Origin of the sequence: Constrictibacter sp. MBR-5 (assembly GCF_040549485.1) — a bacterium.
GTDB lineage: Bacteria > Pseudomonadota > Alphaproteobacteria > JAJUGE01 > JAJUGE01 > Constrictibacter.
On record NZ_JBEPTK010000005.1, the window covers coordinates 37256 to 54284 of the forward strand.

The 17029-nt window shown below is 66.5% G+C and carries 21 protein-coding genes; 2 read left to right on the forward strand and 19 right to left on the reverse strand.

The features are described 5' to 3' along the window. Positions 1-2: 2 nt before the first annotated feature. From ABIE65_RS12420 to ABIE65_RS12490, 15 genes are all read right to left on the reverse strand, one after another. Positions 3-764 carry an SDR family NAD(P)-dependent oxidoreductase gene (locus ABIE65_RS12420; RefSeq protein ID WP_354078039.1) on the reverse strand — a complete coding sequence of 254 codons (762 nt, stop codon included), beginning with the start codon at positions 762-764 and terminating at the stop codon, positions 3-5. Between the two features lie 7 nt (positions 765-771). Then, positions 772-1452 carry a DUF2848 family protein gene (locus ABIE65_RS12425; RefSeq protein ID WP_354078041.1) on the reverse strand — a complete coding sequence of 227 codons (681 nt, stop codon included), beginning with the start codon at positions 1450-1452 and terminating at the stop codon, positions 772-774. 97 nt (positions 1453-1549) lie between these two features. Continuing rightward, on the reverse strand, positions 1550-2854 hold the full coding sequence (locus tag ABIE65_RS12430; RefSeq protein WP_354078042.1) for a TRAP transporter large permease: 1305 nt from the start codon (positions 2852-2854) through the stop codon (positions 1550-1552). A gap of 6 nt (positions 2855-2860) precedes the next feature. Next, complete coding sequence (locus ABIE65_RS12435; RefSeq protein WP_354078043.1) at positions 2861-3418, reverse strand: TRAP transporter small permease; 558 nt, start codon at positions 3416-3418, stop codon at positions 2861-2863. 48 nt (positions 3419-3466) lie between these two features. Next, the gene (locus ABIE65_RS12440; RefSeq protein ID WP_354078045.1) at positions 3467-4450 is read right to left on the reverse strand and encodes a TRAP transporter substrate-binding protein; all 984 of its coding nucleotides are present in this window, start codon (positions 4448-4450) and stop codon (positions 3467-3469) included. A gap of 162 nt (positions 4451-4612) precedes the next feature. Beyond that, positions 4613-5716 (reverse strand): serine hydrolase domain-containing protein, encoded by a 1104-nt coding sequence (locus ABIE65_RS12445; RefSeq protein ID WP_354078046.1) that lies wholly within the window; start codon positions 5714-5716, stop codon positions 4613-4615. Positions 5717-5720: 4 nt separating this feature from the next. After that, positions 5721-6074: a DOPA 4,5-dioxygenase family protein gene (locus ABIE65_RS12450; RefSeq protein ID WP_354078047.1), complete on the reverse strand. Its 354-nt coding sequence runs from the start codon at positions 6072-6074 to the stop codon at positions 5721-5723. Then, entirely contained in the window at positions 6071-6784 is a 714-nt protein-coding gene (thiE, locus tag ABIE65_RS12455; protein WP_502918533.1) for a thiamine phosphate synthase, read from the reverse strand. Before thiE ends, ABIE65_RS12450 begins: the two co-directional genes overlap by 4 nt. Continuing rightward, positions 6748-7773, reverse strand: a complete 1026-nt coding sequence (locus ABIE65_RS12460) for a class I fructose-bisphosphate aldolase (RefSeq protein WP_354078048.1) — start codon at positions 7771-7773, stop codon at positions 6748-6750. The genes thiE and ABIE65_RS12460 overlap by 37 nt, the downstream gene beginning before the upstream one ends. Positions 7774-7850: 77 nt before the next feature. Next, complete coding sequence (locus ABIE65_RS12465) at positions 7851-8219, reverse strand: gamma-butyrobetaine hydroxylase family protein (protein WP_354078049.1); 369 nt, start codon at positions 8217-8219, stop codon at positions 7851-7853. Then, positions 8216-8431 carry a Trm112 family protein gene (locus ABIE65_RS12470; protein ID WP_354078050.1) on the reverse strand — a complete coding sequence of 72 codons (216 nt, stop codon included), beginning with the start codon at positions 8429-8431 and terminating at the stop codon, positions 8216-8218. Before ABIE65_RS12470 ends, ABIE65_RS12465 begins: the two co-directional genes overlap by 4 nt. A 12-nt stretch (positions 8432-8443) precedes the next feature. Further along, on the reverse strand, positions 8444-9085 hold the full coding sequence (locus ABIE65_RS12475) for an LON peptidase substrate-binding domain-containing protein (protein ID WP_354078051.1): 642 nt from the start codon (positions 9083-9085) through the stop codon (positions 8444-8446). 14 nt (positions 9086-9099) lie between these two features. Beyond that, the gene (gene trxA, locus ABIE65_RS12480) at positions 9100-10017 is read right to left on the reverse strand and encodes a thioredoxin (RefSeq protein WP_354078052.1); all 918 of its coding nucleotides are present in this window, start codon (positions 10015-10017) and stop codon (positions 9100-9102) included. Between the two features lie 93 nt (positions 10018-10110). Next, positions 10111-10608, reverse strand: coding sequence for a prolyl-tRNA synthetase associated domain-containing protein (locus ABIE65_RS12485; RefSeq protein ID WP_354078053.1), 498 nt, complete (start codon positions 10606-10608; stop codon positions 10111-10113). Between the two features lie 15 nt (positions 10609-10623). Next, on the reverse strand, positions 10624-10758 hold the full coding sequence (locus ABIE65_RS12490; protein ID WP_354078054.1) for an entericidin A/B family lipoprotein: 135 nt from the start codon (positions 10756-10758) through the stop codon (positions 10624-10626). 92 nt (positions 10759-10850) lie between these two features. Here ABIE65_RS12490 and ABIE65_RS12495 point away from each other — a divergent pair, with 92 nt between their 5' ends. Further along, a complete protein-coding gene (locus ABIE65_RS12495; protein WP_354078055.1) occupies positions 10851-11831 on the forward strand; it encodes an NADPH:quinone oxidoreductase family protein in 981 nt (326 codons plus the stop codon). A gap of 57 nt (positions 11832-11888) precedes the next feature. Next, entirely contained in the window at positions 11889-12080 is a 192-nt protein-coding gene (locus ABIE65_RS12500) for a hypothetical protein (protein ID WP_354078056.1), read from the forward strand. A 37-nt stretch (positions 12081-12117) separates the two neighbouring features. On the opposite strand, the gene ABIE65_RS12505 is transcribed toward ABIE65_RS12500, so the two are convergent. Genes ABIE65_RS12505 through ABIE65_RS12520 form a run of 4 tightly spaced genes read right to left on the reverse strand, consistent with a single transcriptional unit; the run spans position 12118 to position 16967 of the window. Further along, on the reverse strand, positions 12118-13251 hold the full coding sequence (locus ABIE65_RS12505; protein ID WP_354078057.1) for a DUF4340 domain-containing protein: 1134 nt from the start codon (positions 13249-13251) through the stop codon (positions 12118-12120). A 35-nt stretch (positions 13252-13286) separates the two neighbouring features. Beyond that, complete coding sequence (locus ABIE65_RS12510; protein ID WP_354078058.1) at positions 13287-15245, reverse strand: Gldg family protein; 1959 nt, start codon at positions 15243-15245, stop codon at positions 13287-13289. Positions 15246-15250: 5 nt separating this feature from the next. Further along, the gene (locus ABIE65_RS12515) at positions 15251-15985 is read right to left on the reverse strand and encodes an ABC transporter permease (RefSeq protein WP_354078059.1); all 735 of its coding nucleotides are present in this window, start codon (positions 15983-15985) and stop codon (positions 15251-15253) included. Continuing rightward, positions 15978-16967 (reverse strand): ABC transporter ATP-binding protein, encoded by a 990-nt coding sequence (locus ABIE65_RS12520; RefSeq protein WP_354078060.1) that lies wholly within the window; start codon positions 16965-16967, stop codon positions 15978-15980. The genes ABIE65_RS12515 and ABIE65_RS12520 overlap by 8 nt, the downstream gene beginning before the upstream one ends. Positions 16968-17029: the final 62 nt, after the last annotated feature.

The following is a 17029-nucleotide window of genomic DNA, read 5'->3' on the forward strand; positions in this document are numbered from 1 at the left end:
CGTCACCATGCCGTATAACCTCCGTCGACCAGCAGATCCGCCCCGGTCATGAACGAGGCGTCGTCGCTGGCGAGGAAGACGGCCGCCGCGGCGATCTCCTCCGGTTCCCCCAACCGGCCGACCGGATGCTTGGCGCCCCAGATGCGCTGTGCGGTCTCCATGTCGCCGAAGCGGCGCGTCATGCGCTGCGTGGCGATCCCGCCCGGCGACAGCGTGTTCACCCTTATCCCTTCGGAAGCATGGTCCAGAGACATGGCTTTCGCCAGTTGCAGCAGTCCGCCCTTCGTCGTGCAGTAGGCCGCCTGTCCCGCGTTGGCGACGCGCGCCATCTGCGAGGCTATCAGGATGATGCTGCCGCGTCCGGCCTTGCGAATGTGGGGTACGGCATGCCGGGACATCAGGAACGACCCGGTCAGATTCACCGCGATCGCCTTGTGCCACTCGCCTTCGTCGATGGCGTCGACCGAGCCATTCTCGGTGAAGACAGCTGCCCCGCTGACCAGGATCTGCACGCCGCCGAACGCGGCCACAGCAGCTTCGACCGCGGCCTTGGCGGATCCGCTGTCGGACACGTCGCAGCGGCAGGCCTCCGACCTGCCGCCCTCCGCCGCGATCTCGGAAGCGACGGACGCCGCCGTCGCCTCGTCCACGTCGGCGCACAGCACGGCGGCTCCCTCGCGGGCGAGCGCGATCGCGGTGGCGCGGCCGATTCCGGCGCCCGCGCCGGTAACGATTGCGGGACGTCCGTCGAGCTTTCCAGGCATGTCGGTTCTACTCCGGGAAGATCTCCCGCATCGGGGAGACGGTATAGCGGTGCATCAGCCGCCGGTTCAGGACCGGATCGGAGAGGGAAATCTCGATCGTGCCGCCGTCGCGCGGCGGCTGGCGCTTCGTCGGCACGGTGCCGCTGAAGATCATCCGCCCCTCCGCTTCGTCGCCGTCGTGCTCGGCGACAAAGTCCTGCAGCGCCTGCGGGCTCATGATCATCGAGAGCGGGCCTTCCTGCAGGATGTCGTCGCCGCAGGTTGCCTTCAGGATGAGTTTGTCCCAATGCGGCAGCACCGCCGTCAGTGGCCATGCGGTCTTCGCGATGGGCTTGGGACAGAGGTTCTTCGAGATGACGATCGACTGCGCCTCGACCTTGCGATCGGTGTGGTCGCTGCCGACGGTGACATAGTCGAACCCGAGCGTGCGGAAGAGCACGAACTCGATCTCCGGCGTGCTGTCGTAGCCGAAGGGGGCAATCTCGTCGGCGGTGGTGACCAGTGTCGGCGCGAGGGGGAAGAGCATCGGCACGTTCTTGGGTGGGGCGATGCCGATCGCCTCCAGCTCCCGAATGTGTTCGTCGACCAGATGGCGGTCGCGGCCCGTATACCCGGCAGCGAGGACGCGTTTCACGTCCAGCGTGGCAGGACCATGACCGGGGATGTCGAAGACGATCTGCTGCATCATGATCCGCAATCCATGCGAGTTCCTGGGACGGCCTAGCCGTGCGTCATCTAACGGCAGTGCGGTGGCCCCGGCAACGAGGGCGTTTGCCGCGGCAACCTCAATTGCCCACCATCACGCCGGGCAGGAAGGTGACGATCTGCGGGAAGGCCGTGATGATGGCGATGCCCAGGATCATCAGGAAGAAGAACGGCATCGAAGCCGCCGTCACCTGCAGGATGTCGCGACCGGTCATCCCCTGCAGAACGAACAGGTTGAAGCCAACCGGCGGCGTAATCTGCGCCATCTCGACGACGATGACAACGTAGATGCCGAACCAGAGGGGGTCGATCCCCGCCTGGATGATCATCGGCAGCACGATCGACGACGTCAGCACGATCATGGACACGCCGTCGAGGAAGCATCCGAGAACGATATAGACCAGCGTGAGCGCGACGAGCAGCATCGTCGGGGAGAGGGCGAGGGTGTCGACCCAGTTCGCCAGCGCCCGCGGCAGTCCCGTGAAGCCCATCGCCATCGACAGGAACGCCGCTCCCGCGAGGATGAAGGTGATCATGCAGCTGGTGCGTACCGCACCTAGGACGCTGGCGGAAAAGCTCTCCCAGTTGAGGGTCCGCGTCACGGCCGCCAGCGTGAGCGCGCCGAGCACGCCTACGGTGGCGGCCTCGGTCGGCGTGGCGAAGCCGCCGTATATCGAGCCGATGATCGCGACGATCAGGCAGACCACCGGAATGAGTCGGCGCGAGGCCCAGACCTTCTCGCCGAAGCTCATGCGCATGTCGTTCGGCGGGGTCCGGTCCGGTCGCAGGATCGACCACACGATCACGAAGCCCATGAACAGGCTGATGAGCAGCAGGCCGGGCAGGATGCCGGCGATGAAGAGTCGCGAGATCGACTGCTGTGCGACGATCCCGTAGACGATCAGCATGATCGACGGCGGGATCAGGAGGCCCAGGGTGCCGGATCCTGCGAGGGTTCCTATCGCCATCCGTTCGTCGTAGCCGCGCTTGCGCAACTCCGGGATGCTCATCCGACCGACTGTCGCGCAGGTCACCGCGGACGAGCCCGCGACGGCGGCCATGACGCCGCAGCCGACGATGTTCACGTGGAGGAGGCGGCCCGGCAACCAGGCGAGCCAGGGCGCCAAGCCCTTGAACATGTCCTCGGAGAGCCGGGTCCTGAACAGGATCTCGCCCATCCAGATGAAGAGCGGCAGCGCCGTCAGCGCCCAACTCCAACTCGAATCCCACACCGTGCTCGCCAGCAGGGAACCGGCCGGTGCCGGCGTGAAGGCTGCCAGTGCGATGAAGCCGACCCCGAGCAGCGACAGCGCGACCCAGATGCCGCTTGCCAGGAAGCCGAACATCCCCACGGCGAGGACGATGCCGATGATCGTCTGATCCATGCTCTTCTACTCTGCGGCGAGGCGCATCTGTGCGCCGTCGGCTTCGGCGGCCGCCATCGCGGCGGCGGTCGGATCGTTGCGCTCATAGGCGGGAATGAGGCCGGCCAGGATGCAGACGAACTCGTCGACGAACGCGACGACCATCAGGGACGCTCCGATCGCCATGCCGAGCTGCGGAATCCAGAACGGCATCGCGAGAAGTCCCGGACTGAGGTCGCCGAACGTGTAGGACTGCCAGACGAGGTCGAAGGCCCACCAGGCGAAGATCGCCATCCCGACCGCACCGAACGCGCAGCACCAGAGTTCGATCAGACGCCGGGGCCCGGGCGACAGGTAGCGGATCAGCAGGTTGACCCTGATGTGCTCGCCGGACTTCAGGGCATAGGCAAGCCCTAGGAACGACGAGGCGGCCATGCAGAACCCGGCGCTCTCGGTCGAATCGATCGTCAGGCCGGCGAACCGTCCCGCGATCTGCAGGATGATGGTGACCGCGATCCCGGCGAGGAAGACGCCGGCGAGCACGCCGGAGGCGAGATAGAGTGTGTCGAGGAAGCGGCGGATCATGCGCCCTCCGGAACGCCGGCCGCACATCGGCGGCCGGCGGCAACGGGACTACTTCTGCTTCGCGTAGTACGCGTCGAGCACGGCGATGGCTTCCGGACTGGCGGTCTTCTTCCAGTCCTCGACCATGACCTTCCCGATTTCCTTCATCTTCGCGATGATCGGGGCCGGGGCGTTCTGCACGGTCATACCGTTGCCGGCGAGGATCTTCATCTGCTCGTCGGTGGTGGCCGCGCTCATCTCCCAGGCGCGCTTCTCGGCGGCCGTGGCGGCGGCGCCGACGGCTTCCTGTACCGGCGCCGGCAGCTGTCGCCACGCACGCTCGTTCACGATGACGGCGTTCTTCGAGTAGATCGCGCCTGCCATGGTGAAGTACTTGGTGTTGTCCCACGCCTGCACGTCGATGCCGGTCTGCGGGCTGGTGAACAGGGCCTCGATCAGGCCGGTCGAGAAGGCCTGCGGCACCTCGGCGAAGGGCAGAATGGTGGCCTGGAAGCCCAGCATCTCACCCATCTTCTGCGTGGCGGTCGAGTAGATGCGGAGCTTCTTGCCCTTGAAGTCGTCGACCGTCGCGACCGGCGTTTTCGTATAGAAGCCCTGACCCGGCCAGGGGCCGTAGTAGAGAACGCGCATGCCGTTCTTCGAGAACAGCTTGTCGAAATAGGGTTTCTGCTCGTTCTTGAGCGTCCAGGCTTCGTCGTAGGTGGAGGCAACGAAGGGGACGCCAGACAGGATGTACATCGGGTCTTCGTTGCCGTAGACGCCGAGGCGCACCTCGCCGATCTGGATTTGACCGGCCTGAACGGCGCGCTTGATGTTGTCGTGCTTGATCAGCGTGTCGTTGGAATGCAGCGTGATCTTCAGGTCGCCGCGGGACTTCTTCTCAACGTCGTCGATGAACATCTTGATGTTCTTCGTGAAGAAGTTGCTGTCCGGATAGCCCGTCGCCATGACCCATTCGGTCGCGGCAGCGGCAGGACCGGCGAGCGCCGCCAGTGCGAGCGTCGCACCCAGCAGTTTGGAAATTACCCTCATTTTATCGCGCCTCCCATGCGCACATGCTCCAGAGCGCGGCAGTGCAAGCGCCGCGCCATTGGTGGCGCGGCGCAGTGGAGCATGGCACGCCCGGAGGCAATGCGCAAAAATAAGGCAGAAGTGGCCCGGATATGCGCTGCGCGACCGGGACGGTCGCGGGGGTTAGACCACGGCCTTGCGGACCATCTCGATCCACGGGTTCACTGCCGGCTTGTCCAGCCAGCGGCAGACCGCGACGAGGTCGTACTCCGGGCAGACCCAGAGGACGTTGCCGCCCGCACCGCTGCCGAAGAAGCTGCGTTCGGTCCCGGCGTGAAAGCGCTGTCCGGGGGTGTTCAGCCACCACATGAAGCCGTATTCCGGACAGATGTCGCACGGCGTCACAGCCTGCTCGATCCAGCTTTCGGACAGCAACTGCTTGCCGTTCCACCGTCCCCGATTGAGCATCAGAAGGCCGAAGCGGGCATGGTCGCGGCTGGAGATGAACAGGCCGCCGCCCCAGTGGCCACCACCGGACACCGACTGCATCCGCCGGCCGTTCAGCTCCACCCAGGAGTTGCGGTAACCGTTCCATTCCCAGCTGCCCGAGGCGCCGATCGGATCCATGATCCGTTCTTTCAGCAGTTCGGGCAGCGGACGGCCCACGAGCCGCATGATGGCGTAGCTCGCAAGATTGACGCGAACGTCGTTGTATTCCCAGTGGCTGCCCGGCGCCTCCAGTGGGCGGGCTTGGCCCTTGTTCGGATTGGCACCCTCCGTGGTCAGGTCGCGGTTGCGGTCGACCATGTCGGGCTTGCCCCAGAGCTCGCCCTCCCACTCGCTGGTCTGCTGCAGGAGGTGGCGCCAGGTGATCGCGGCATTGTGCGCCGTATCGAAGGCGGGGTCAGGTACGCGCTCGCGGACCGGCTCGTCGAGGTCGGGGAGCAGGCCGTCGTCATAGGCGAGGCCGGCGCAGGTCGAAACATAGCTCTTGGTGATGCTGAAGGTCATATCGACGCGGTCGGTCGTGCCCCATTCCGCTACGATCTTGCCGCCTTTGGCGATCAGGCCGTTGACGTGTCCGCGGTTCTTGAAAGGGCCGAGCGGCTCGTTCCAAGGCGGCGGCTCGAACACACCCCGCGCCGTGGCATCGTGGAGGTCCTCCGGCCACTTGGTCTCGTTGCCGACGGCATGGTCGACGGCGGCACGCAGGGCGGCCGGATCGAAGCCGGCATCGCTCGGTTCGGCCTGCGCCCACTGCGACGGGCCGGGCGGAAAATATGTCATTGGGTCACTCCGACTTCGACAGGACCGAAAGCTTGAGCGGCAGGATCGCGCCCATCCAGAGCGCGTGATCGCGATGATCGGCGACGGCATCCGTGGATTCCGGGTGGATCAGGACGGTCAGCCCGTTCCGATTGAGCGCCAGCCAGGGGAGGATCGACGCCAGCGCCTCGGGCGCGAATGCAACCTGGAACATGGCTTGGGGATGCGGGCCGACCAGTACGTCGTGCATGCGACCCACGGTCACCGGAAAGAGCGCGCCCAACCGGTCGCGCAGGTCGGCCGCCTGCGGCCTGGTCGATCCGTCGTAATAGATGTGCGCGTGCCAGTGGCGGATGTCCGCGGGATCCTGTTCGCTCATGTGCCGTCTCTCGCTTCCAACGCGCGTGCGATGGCGTCGTTGACCGCACGGACCCCTGCGGCAGCGCCGCCCCTGTGGTCCCAGACGCCGGACGCGATGCAGAGGAAGTCGGTCCCCGCCTGCACGAGGGGACCGCAGTTGTCGGCCGTGATGCCGCCGATCGCCACGGAGGGTACCGTCGCGACCTCGTTCCACCACGACAGGAGGTCCGGATCGGTCCGTCGCGTCACCGCCTTCGTGGTGGATGGAAAGAACGCACCGAAAGCGACGTAGTCGGCGCCGGCCTCGGCGGCTTCCATCGCCAGATGGCGCGAATCCTTGCACGTGACGCCGACGATGGCATCGGGGCCAACGTGCCTTCGCGCCTCCTCGTAGGGGGCGTCTTCCTGTCCGACATGAACGCCGTCGCAGCCGAGTTCGGCGGCGAGGTCCGGCCGATCGTTGAGGATGAAGGCGGCACCGGCATCCTGGACGCGCGGCATGATCGCGCGGACCGCGGCGCGGATCGTGTGGTCGGGTACGTCCTTCAGGCGTAGTTGCAGGGCCGCGACGTCGCCCGCCCCGAGGGCGGCGTCGAGATGCGCGAGGAAATCGTCCAGGTCAAGGCCGCCAGTGACCAGGGAGCCCGGCGTCAGCAGATACAGGCGACAGGTCGGTGAATCGTCTTCCGGGGTCAGGCGACGTCCTCCTTCTCGACTTGCGGCCGCCAGCGGCCTTCGCTCGCGAGACCGTTCATGCGGGCGCGGTGCAGGTAAGTGCGCCGCGCCGCCGCAACATTCTCCCGCCGCCCGGCCCAGGTCGCCAGGGCCGACTGCTGCAATGCCCGGCCGTAGGAGAAGCTGAGCCGCCAGGGGTGGGGGCCCATCGTCGCCATCGCCGCGAGATTGGCGGTAGCCTCTTCCTCGGACTGGCCGCCGGAGAGGAAGACGATGCCCGGTACTGCCGACGGCACGCATCGACGCAGCGTCCGCACCGTTGCGGCGGCGACATCCTCGGCGGAGGACCTGTTGAGGCAGTCGTTACCGTCGATGACCATGTTGGGCTTTAGCAGCATCCCTTCGGGGGCGACGCGCTGACGGTGCAACTCGTAGAAGACGCGGACGAGCACGGCCTCCGTGACGATCCGGCAACGCTCGATATCGTGCCCGCCGTCCATCAGCACTTCCGGCTCGACGATCGGGACCAGCCCCTGTTCCTGGGCGATGGCGGCGTAGCGCGCCAGCGCATGGGCATTCGTGTTGATGCAGTCGGTCGTCGGGAGACGGTCGTCGATCTTGATCACCGCGCGCCATTTCGTGAAGCGCGCACCGATCGTCCGGTACTCCGCGCATCGTTCGCGCAGGTCGTCCAGTCCTTCGGTGATCGTCTCTTCGGGCGCGAAGGGCAGGGGCTTCGCTCCCTTGTCCACCTTGATGCCCGGGATGATGCCCGAGGCGTTCAGGACATCGACGAATGGCCGTCCGTCCGACGCGCTCTGGCGAAGCGTTTCGTCGAACAGGATGACGCCGGATATGTGTGCTTCGGCGCCGGGTGCGGCGAGCAGCAGCTCGCGATAGTCCCGACGGTTCTGCTCGTTGCTCGCGACGCCGATCCCGTCGAATCGGCGCTTGATGGTTCCCGAACTCTCGTCGGCGGCGAGGATGCCTTTCCCCGGCGCAACGAGGCTGCGGGCGATGCGTTCCAATTCGGCGAGGTTCATTGTGCGCCTCCGCTCCGATCGCGAGCGCCGGTTCTAGATGCGCTCGATTGCAAAGTAAACGAGATCGGCGTGGCTCGTCATGGGTCGCGGCTCAACCCTTCTTGCTCGAGCGCACGCAGGTATGTCGCCCAAGTTTCGTCCTGCGCCTCGCCGAGTTCACGGAGATAGCGCCACGTGTAGATGCCGGTATCGTGCAGGTCGTCGAAGACGATACGGATGGCATAATTGCCCTCCGGCACGAGTTCGATGATGCCAACGTGGCGACGCCCCGAGACGATCCGCTTCTGCCCCGGCGCATGTCCCATCACTTCTGCCGAGGGACTCTCCACCCGCAGAAGTTCGGCCGGATAGCTGAACGTCCGCCCGTCGTCGTAGTCGATTTCCAGTCGCTTCTCCGCGCGTTTCAGGCGGATCTCGACGGGCCAGCTCTCCGGAGCCTCGCTCAACCGGTTGCCTCGTGCGTCGGATCGTCGAGGTGGCGCGCTTCGTCGATCAGCATGATCGGAATGCCGTCCCGGATCGGGTAGGCCAGTCGGGCGCGTTCACTGACGAGTTCCTGCGCCGTGCGATCGTAGCGCAAGGGGCCCTTCGTCAGCGGGCAGACGAGCAGTTCCAGCAGACGGGGGTCGACGTCGGCCGGCTGGGGTGTATCGCTCATCGACGTGTGTCCTCAGTGGCGGGCGGCACCGTCGCCGCCGGCGTGGAGGGAGGCCATCTCGAGCAGGGTCGTCAGGACATGGGCCCGTTCCGGAAGATCGGCACTCTCCAGGATCGCCTGCTTCTCGCTGGGATTGAACGGGCACGCCATTGCGAGCGTGTTCACCAGCGGCTCGGGCCGTAGCGCGGAGACGGAACTCCAGTCGGCGCCGAGACCGTTGGCTGAGAGGTAGGTCGTCAGGGCTGCGATCAGCCGGTCGCGGTCGATGGCGACCTGATCTTCGTTGAGATCGGCCGCGAACGGCGTGAAGTCCGCGACAGCGCGTCGATACCCGTCTTTCAGCGGCAGCTCTCGGACGATGCGGAAGCGGATGATGCCTGACACATTGATGTAGTAGCGCCCATCATCCGATGTCCGCGCCGCCGTGATCGATCCGAGGCAGGCGATCGGATAGACGGGCGGATTGGCCGGGTCCGCCGCGGCATCTTCCGTCGGCTGGACCATCGCGAGCATGGAATCGCCATCGAGAGCATCCCGGATCATCGCCCGATAGCGCGGCTCGAAGATGTGCAGGGGCAGCTGGGTGCGTGGCAGCAGCAACACCCCCGGCAAGGGGAAGATCGGCACGACCTCCGGGAGCCGCAGCGTGGACACTGCAGCGGCCCCCATCAGGAGAACATGATCGACGACAGCTGCCGGCGCGTGGCGCGTGTGAGTTCGTGGGTAGGACCCCACGCCTCGAAGAACTTCACGAGCTGCTTCCGGGCCGCGTCGTCATTCCACGTCCGGTCGCGCCGGACGAGTTCCAGCATGTGGTCCGCTGCCTCCTGATGCCGCTTGGCGCCGAACAGGGCCATGGCCAGATCGAAGCGCGCCTGGTGATCGTCAGGGTCGTGCGCGACCTTGAGCGAGAGTTCCTGAAGATCGCCGCCGTCGCCGGTCTGCTCGGCCAGCTCCACGGCAGTGATCGCCGCGGCGACGAACGGATCCTTGCGCTCCCCGGCCGGAATGTCGGCGACTGCCGCCTTCGCATCGTCCAGGCTGCCGACGGAGAGATGGTACTGGGCGATCCCGGCGAGGGCGACGGCGTTCTGAGGCTCGTGCTGAAGAACCTCGGCGAAGATCGCGGCCGCGCCTTCCGCGTCGCCGGCTTCGAAGGCGGCCTTGCCTTCGGCGAGCGCGTCGTCGACCGGCGAGTTTGCGGCACTGCCGGCGAGCTTCTGGACGAACGCCTTGATCTGGCTCTCGGGCAAGGCTCCCTGGAAGCCGTCGACCGGGCGGCCGTCGACGAAGGCATAGACCGTCGGGATCGACTGGACGCGCAGCTGTCCGGCGATCATCGGGTTCTTGTCGACGTCGATCTTGACGAGCCGGACCGCTCCGTTCGCCTCGCGCACCACCTTCTCGAGTGCCGGGCCGAGCTGCTTGCAGGGTCCGCACCATGTCGCCCAGAAGTCGACGATCACCGGCGTCGTGCGTGACGCCTCGATGACGTCGGCCATGAACGTCTGGTCGGAACCGTCGATGATCGACGCGGCGGCCCCATTGGTTCCGGCCAAGGGCCCCCCGGAAATGGTCTGCTGCATGTCGACTTTCTTCAAATGATGAGTTCGGTCGAACCGAAGATGTTCAGAAAATGGCCGCTGCCCGCCGACGTGACAAGACCCGCAGATGAGCCATCATCGCGTCGGAAGATCCACGACCAACGGCTCATGGCCGCAGTCCGCAACGAAGCGCAGCAGATCCGAGGAGGCCAGGGCGGTGGTCCGGTCGTTGCGGAGCGGATGATAGTTCAGCAGCGGCATCGCCATCATCCGCTTCTCGAGCACCGGCGTGACCCGGTGCTCCCGGTCGTTGATCAGGGCGAACGGCGTAACTGCGCCGGGGACGACTCCCAGGACTTCGCCGAGCAGGTCCGGCTTTCCGAAGGAGAGCGTGCCGACGCCGAGTTGCCGGGCCAACGCCTTCAGATCGACAGCCGTGTCTTCCAGCGCGACCACGAGCCACAGCGAACCGTTCTTCGCCTTCAGGAAGAGGTTCTTGCAGTGTCCGCCCGGCAGTTCGCCGCGCAGGGCGCGGCTATCGTCGACGGTGAAGAGGGGCGGATGCTCGTGTGTGGTGGTTTCGATGCCGATCGCGCCGAGGCGGTCGAAAAGATCCTGATCGCTTGCCGGCATACCGGTGGTCGCTCCTCAACGTGCCGTACGTTCTATGGCCTTCCCGGTGGCCTGGACGTCGCGGCCGACGCCCTCGACGGTATTGCAGCCGGCGAGCGTCGGCATCAGTGCGAGGAGAGCGACCGTGCCGAGGCGGCGCAGTATCGTCATCGGACATCCCTTCGTTATGATCGGGCGCAAAATAGCGCAGTTGTGCGCCGCGTGCAGCGGCTCAATGCGGTACCGAGGGATGTGAGGACGGCATGAAGGCATGGAAGGTCGAGGATTGGTGCACCCCGCGCGAGATGACGCTGACGGACCTGCCGGTCCCTGAACCGGGCCAGGGGCAGGCGCTCGTCCGGGTGCACGCCGCCGCCCTCAACTTCTTCGACGTGCTGATGATTTCCGGCAAGTACCAGGTGAAGCCGCCATTGCCGTTCACGCCGGGCTGCGAGATGGCGGGCGAGGTGGTCGCCGCAGGTCCCGGGTCGGTGTTCAGGCCCGGCGATCGCGTCTGCGGCCAACCCGGTTGGGGCGCTTTCGGCGAGTATGTTCTGGTCGAGAACGACCGGACCGATATCGTTCCGGACGGCGTGCCGATGCACGATGCGGCGGTCATGCCGGTAGTCTACCCGACCGCCCATGTCGCCCTGCAGCGTCGCGGCAACCTTCAGCCCGGGGAGTGGGTGCTGGTGACCGCGGGTGCCGGCGGCGTCGGCATCGCCGCCATCCAGCTCGCGAAGGCGTGGGGCGCGCGCGTCATCGGCCTCGCCGGAGGCGAGGCAAAATGTGCCGTCTGTCGCGAGCAGGGTGCCGACCTTGCGCTCGACTATACGCAGGACGGCTGGGTCGATCTCATCCGGACCCACACCAATGGCCATGGCATCGACGTGATCGTCGATCCCGTCGGGGGCGAGGTCTACGACCAGGCGCTGAAGGTGCTCGCCTGGGAGGGAAGGGCGGTCATCATCGGCTTCGCCGGCGGCACCATCCAGAAGATCGCCGCCAATCGGCTGCTGCTGAAGAACGCGTCGGCCGTGGGGGCCGTCTGGGGCGGCTATCTGGCGCGTGACCCGCAGCGCGCGCGGGCCGTCGTCGCCGATTGCTTCGATCTCTATGCGCAGGGGAAGATCCGCCCGGCGATCATGCGAACCTACGGTCTCCACGAGGTGCCCGATGCGCTGGAGGCGCTTTCCCGGCGCGACAGCTGGGGCAAACTCGTGATCGACATGAAGGCCGCGTGACGAGCCGTCCGGTACCCAGATCGCGCTGCGGCTCACCTGCGTGGACGGAGGAAGAGCATGGTCGGCGTCGAATGCGGGCTGCGCGTTCTGATCATCCTTCTGGGTGCGGCCGGCGTGGCGGCCTGCGGCGAACAGCCGCCCTACACCCAGGAGCAGTATCTCGACAGGGTCGAATGCACCGTCACGGGGGCGGGCGGGACGTCGATGCCCCGGCAGGCGTGCCTCGATCAGGGCGGCGTCGTCTTCTGAGGCGATGGACGCAGCCGAGACCCGACGCACGCCCTCGTCAGTTCTTCGGCTTGGCTGCATCCGCAGAAATTGCGGCCGTGATCGCCTGCGCGTCCGTGCGGACCTTGTCCGTCTTGTAGTCGGTCAGGCGATAGGCCCATCCGTCGGTCTTCGACTGGATGGCGGCGACCTGGGCCTTCACCTCCGCCTCGGGTTTGAACTGGTCGGCGGTCCGGCCGGCGGCGGAATCCTGACCCTTGTTTGCCTCTACGAAGGCAGCGAGGGCGGGATCGCGCGCGCTTTCGGTCGCGGCGACGCGGACCCAGAACGTCCCGTCCTTCTCCACACCTTCGAGCCGCAGCGTCAGGCCGTCGAACGTGACGCTCTCGAGCGTCACGGCCGGCGTGGCGAAGTCGAGTTCCTTTGCAGCCCTCACATCGTCGAGGATCAGGAAGTCCGTGATGCTTGCGAGGGCTTCCAGTTCGTGCGGTGCCTTCGCCTCGCGTCCGGACGGGATCTTCGAGGCGAGCGTGAAGGCGTCGGCGCCGGGAGCCGGCCGGACGACCTTTACCGAGTCGCCTCCAGCGTGCGTGATCGTAACGGACTTAACGCGGCGCTGGTCGACGTTGACGATGTCGCGGTCGAGCCACTGGGTGATCCGCTTGTCCGGTCGCGTGTTGCCTCCCTTGACCAGCCACGACTGGTCCTCGCCGGCCCGGCGGACGAACATGCCCTGGTCCTGGCCGGTGTCCTGCCAGCGGCCGACGAGCACGTCCGCGACGGTTTCATCCCCGTCCTTGGCGGTGACCCGCACCGACTTGGAAGCCTCGGCCTCCACATCGTCCAGTTCCAGCCGCGGCAGAAGCTCAGGCTTTGCCGTCCGAGGCTCTACGGTCCGCATCTGCGAGAGCGACAGGAGCGTCTCGCGCACCTTCTCGAAGTTGGCGGGGTAGCCGCTCTTCTCGGTGACGACCCACCGTTCCCCGCTGCGCGTCATGCTGATCGTGCCGCCTTCGGCGGAGCGGACGACCAGCTGGTCGATGTCGTTCGCGCGTTGGAAGAGCGCCGGGAACATCCGCTCGCCTTCCGCAGCCACCTTCGTGCCGCGATCGCGGGTCACGACCGCCGCCGTTGCGCCGATCACGACGACCGCCGTCGCGGCGGCGAGCATGATGAAGCTTTGCTTACGCATGCTTCGGCTTTCCTCGTCCTAGCGTTCGCACTGGCTCAGCCGGGGCCGCGGCGGTAGCGCCGCCGGGCGAAGCCCACACCGATCGCGGCGAAGGCCACCAGCAGCGGCATCCCGACGATGTTCACGGCCTGGATCCAGTTGGTCAGCGACTCGACATCGCGGCGCAGCGCATGCTGCACGTCCCGCAGTTCGCGACGGATGCGCACGGCCTCTTCGCGGAAGTCGTCGATCGCCTTACGCTGCTCGTCGGTCAGCACCGATCCGGCCTCTCCGGCACCGTTGCGGCCCTGGATCTTGCGGAGCTGCTCCTCGGTGGCCTGGAGCTTCGCCGTCAGCTCCTGCTCCTTGGCACGGAACCGCTGTTCCGCCTGACGCTGCAGCGCCTGCACTTCCGTGAAGGGCCGTTGCGCGACGCCGCGGCTGCGCAGGCCGATCAGATCGCTGCTGCCCGACAGGTTGTCGACCGCGTTGATGAAGAAGGCGCCGTTGTTGGCGACCGGCATGGCGACGCGCTGGCCGAAGAAGTCCTGCACCCTGACCCAGAGACCGTCGGCGAGCATGTCCGCGTCGGCCACGACCACGACGTTCGTCTCGTCGGCGGACTCGGTGAGCTGCTTTGCCTTCGCCGCCGCGGCCGCCGCCTCTGCGGTCTTCTTCTCGTCTTCGGTCTGTCCCTCGGTCGCGGCCGGCTTCGGCGGACCGTCGGGGAAAGCCGTCTTCAGCTTGCCGTGAAGGCGGGCGGCCAGGACATACTCTTCCCCGGTCGGCTTGAAGGCGTTGGTGATGCGCAGCGGGTCCATCGGGCCCGGACCCTGCATGACGGATGTCGCGACGGTGCCGGATTGCCGGCTCGTGGTGACGAGCGGCTCGACCGCGACCGTGGTTTCGGGAAGCTTCACGATGTGGCCGGGCGAGGCGATGTTCATCGTCTCGAGTTGCGCCACGACAGGGCTCTCCTCGGCGAAGTTGCGCTTACCGAGCGACAGCCAGAAGGGGTAGTCGATCGCCGCGACGCGCGTCTGGGCGTTCTTCGTCGGGACCTGGACGCGCCGGGCGGCGGCGAGATCGCCGACGATCGTGTCGGCGGGCATCTCGATGCCCCAGGCCTTGAACAGTTTGGGCAGGTTCGACGAGGTGTCGCTGGGCGGCTGGCCGCCGGGCTGCGGCGTCGTCGCTTCCGCCTCGCTGAAGGGGTCGACGAAGGCCAGAACCTCGCCGCCGCCGAGCACGAACTGGTCGATCGCGTACAGCGTCGCCTCGGCGTTGATCTTCGGGTGGACGAGGACGAGCAGTTTGATGTCGCTCGGAATCTCGGAAACGTTCGCCGAGAGCATCTGGACATCGAAGAACTGTCGGAGCTGGCCGTAGATCACCCAGGAATCGTCCTGTCCGGCACGTGCCGCGTAAGGGGTGCCGGCGATGGGCAGGCCGCTGATCAGGCCGATCTTCGGCTTCTCCAGCGTGGCCAGATTATAGACCACCTTCGTCAGGTCGTATTCGAGAAGCGATTCGCGCGACTGGTCGAAGAACGGCAGCACCTCGCGCTCGTCGACCGCATTCGTGCCGGCGAGGCCGAAATAGACGAGTTCGCCGGACTGATCGACCGGCACGCCCTGAAGGCCGAAGCCGACGGCGCGGTCCTCGGCGGGCGAGAACGGCTCGGGATCGTACACCTCCAGTCGAACCTTGCCGTCGGAGACCGCGGCATACTCCTCCAGCAGGTCGCGCACGCGTTGCGCATAGATCCCGATCGCCGGGATCTCCCGTGCCAGCCGGTCGGAGAAATAGAAGCGCAGCGTGATCGGCTCGTCGATCTTCTGCAGTACCGACCGCGTCCCCTCCGACAGCGTGTAGAGCTTGTCGTCGGTGAGGTCGATCCGCGTGGAGCGGAGCAAGGTGTTCGACAGGATCACGGCGGCGACGAACAGGACCGCGAGGATCGCGAGACCCAGCCCCGAGAACAGCGTCCGCTGACGTGTGCGTGCGGTATCCATGCGGCTCAATCCGCTTTCTTCATGTCGATGAGGATCACCGATGCCAGCAGCCAGGTGATGATGACGGCGGCGAAGAAGACCAGATCGCGCGCGTCGATGACGCCCTTGATGATCTGGTTGAAGTGCGTGAGGAAGCTGAACGAAGCCACTGCCTCGACCGCGCTGCGCGACATGAGGTCGCCGAGCATCGAGACCAGGAACGAGGAGCCGCTGACCGTGAACAGGAAGCAGACCGCGATGGTCACGACGAAGGCGATCACCTGGTTCTTGCTGAGCGCCGACAGGCAGGTGCCGATGGCAAGGTAGCCGCCGGCCATGAGAAGGCTGCCGATATAGCTCGCGACGATCACGCCGTTATCGGGCTCGCCCAGCCAGTTCACGGTGATCCAGATCGGGAAGGTGAGGGCGAGCGCCACCGCGGCGAAGGCCCAGGCCGCAAGGAACTTGCCGACGGCCGCCTCCCAGGTCCGGATCGGCAGGGTCAGAAGCAGTTCGATCGTGCCGGTCTTGCGCTCCTCCGCCCAGAGCCGCATCGAGATCGCGGGCATCAGGAACAGGTACAGCCAGGGGTGGAAGTTGAAGAAGGTCTGCAGGTCCGCCTGCCCGCGCTCAAAGAAGTAGCCGACGTAGAAGGTCAGCGCGTTCGCCAGGGCCAGGAAGATCACGATGAAGATGTAGGCAACCGGCGTGGCGAAGTAGCTCGCCAGCTCCCGTGTGCAAACGACGCCGACGTTACGCATGGGCCGCCTCCTTCTCCGCTCGTGCCTGGTCCGGCCGCGCGGCGGGCGCCGTCGTGATCGTGCGGAAGACCTCCTCCAGGTCGCCGGACTGGGTCCGGATGTCCGATACCGGCCAGGCGTGCGCCTGCAGGAGCTGGTTCACGTTCGAGAAGATCGGGCGGCGGTCGTGGGGGATCGCGATAAGGCGCACCGTTCCGGCCCGCATGTCGGTTTCGACCGCCTCGACGCTCTCCAGGCTGAGCAGGCCGGCGCGTACCGTATCGGCGTTGGCGACGGGCACGACCACGGTCACCGCGTTGTGGTGGCGCGACTGATGCGCCAGGGCTGCCGGCGTGCCGTCCGCCACGACGCGGCCGCCGGCGATGATGACCGCCCGGCTGCACACCGCGTCCACTTCTTCCAGGATGTGGGTCGAGATGATGATCGCCTTCTCCGGCGCCAGTTCGCGGATCAGTGCCCGGACCTCGTGCTTCTGATTGGGATCGAGGCCGTCGGTCGGCTCGTCCAGGACCAGGACGTCGGGATCGTGCAGGAGCGCCTGGGCCAGCCCGACACGGCGCTTGAAGCCCTTCGACAGCGTCTCGATGGGCTGTTCCAGGATCGCCGACAGGTTCGTGCGCTCGACCGCCAGGCCGACGCCGCGGCGCTTCTCGCTGCCGGAAAGGCCACGGGCGCCGGCGACGAAGTTCAGGAAGGCGCGCGCCGTCATATCGCCGTAGAGCGGCGCCCCCTCCGGCAGGTAACCCAGCCGGCGGCGCGCCTCGATCGGCTTGTCCTGGACGTCGAAGCCACAGATGCTCGCCGCGCCGGCCGTGGGGCGCAGGAAGCCCGTGATCATCTTCATGCTGGTCGACTTGCCGGCGCCGTTCGGCCCGAGGAAGCCGAGCACTTCACCGCGAGCGACCGTGAGCGAAACCCGGTCGACCGCCTTGATGGAGCCGAACGACTTCGTCAGCTCCCGCGTGACGATCATCTCGTCCATCGATCCGTGCATCCCTTTCGTGGTTCTCCGGCCATGCTCTTCGATCGAGCCGCGGGTATATG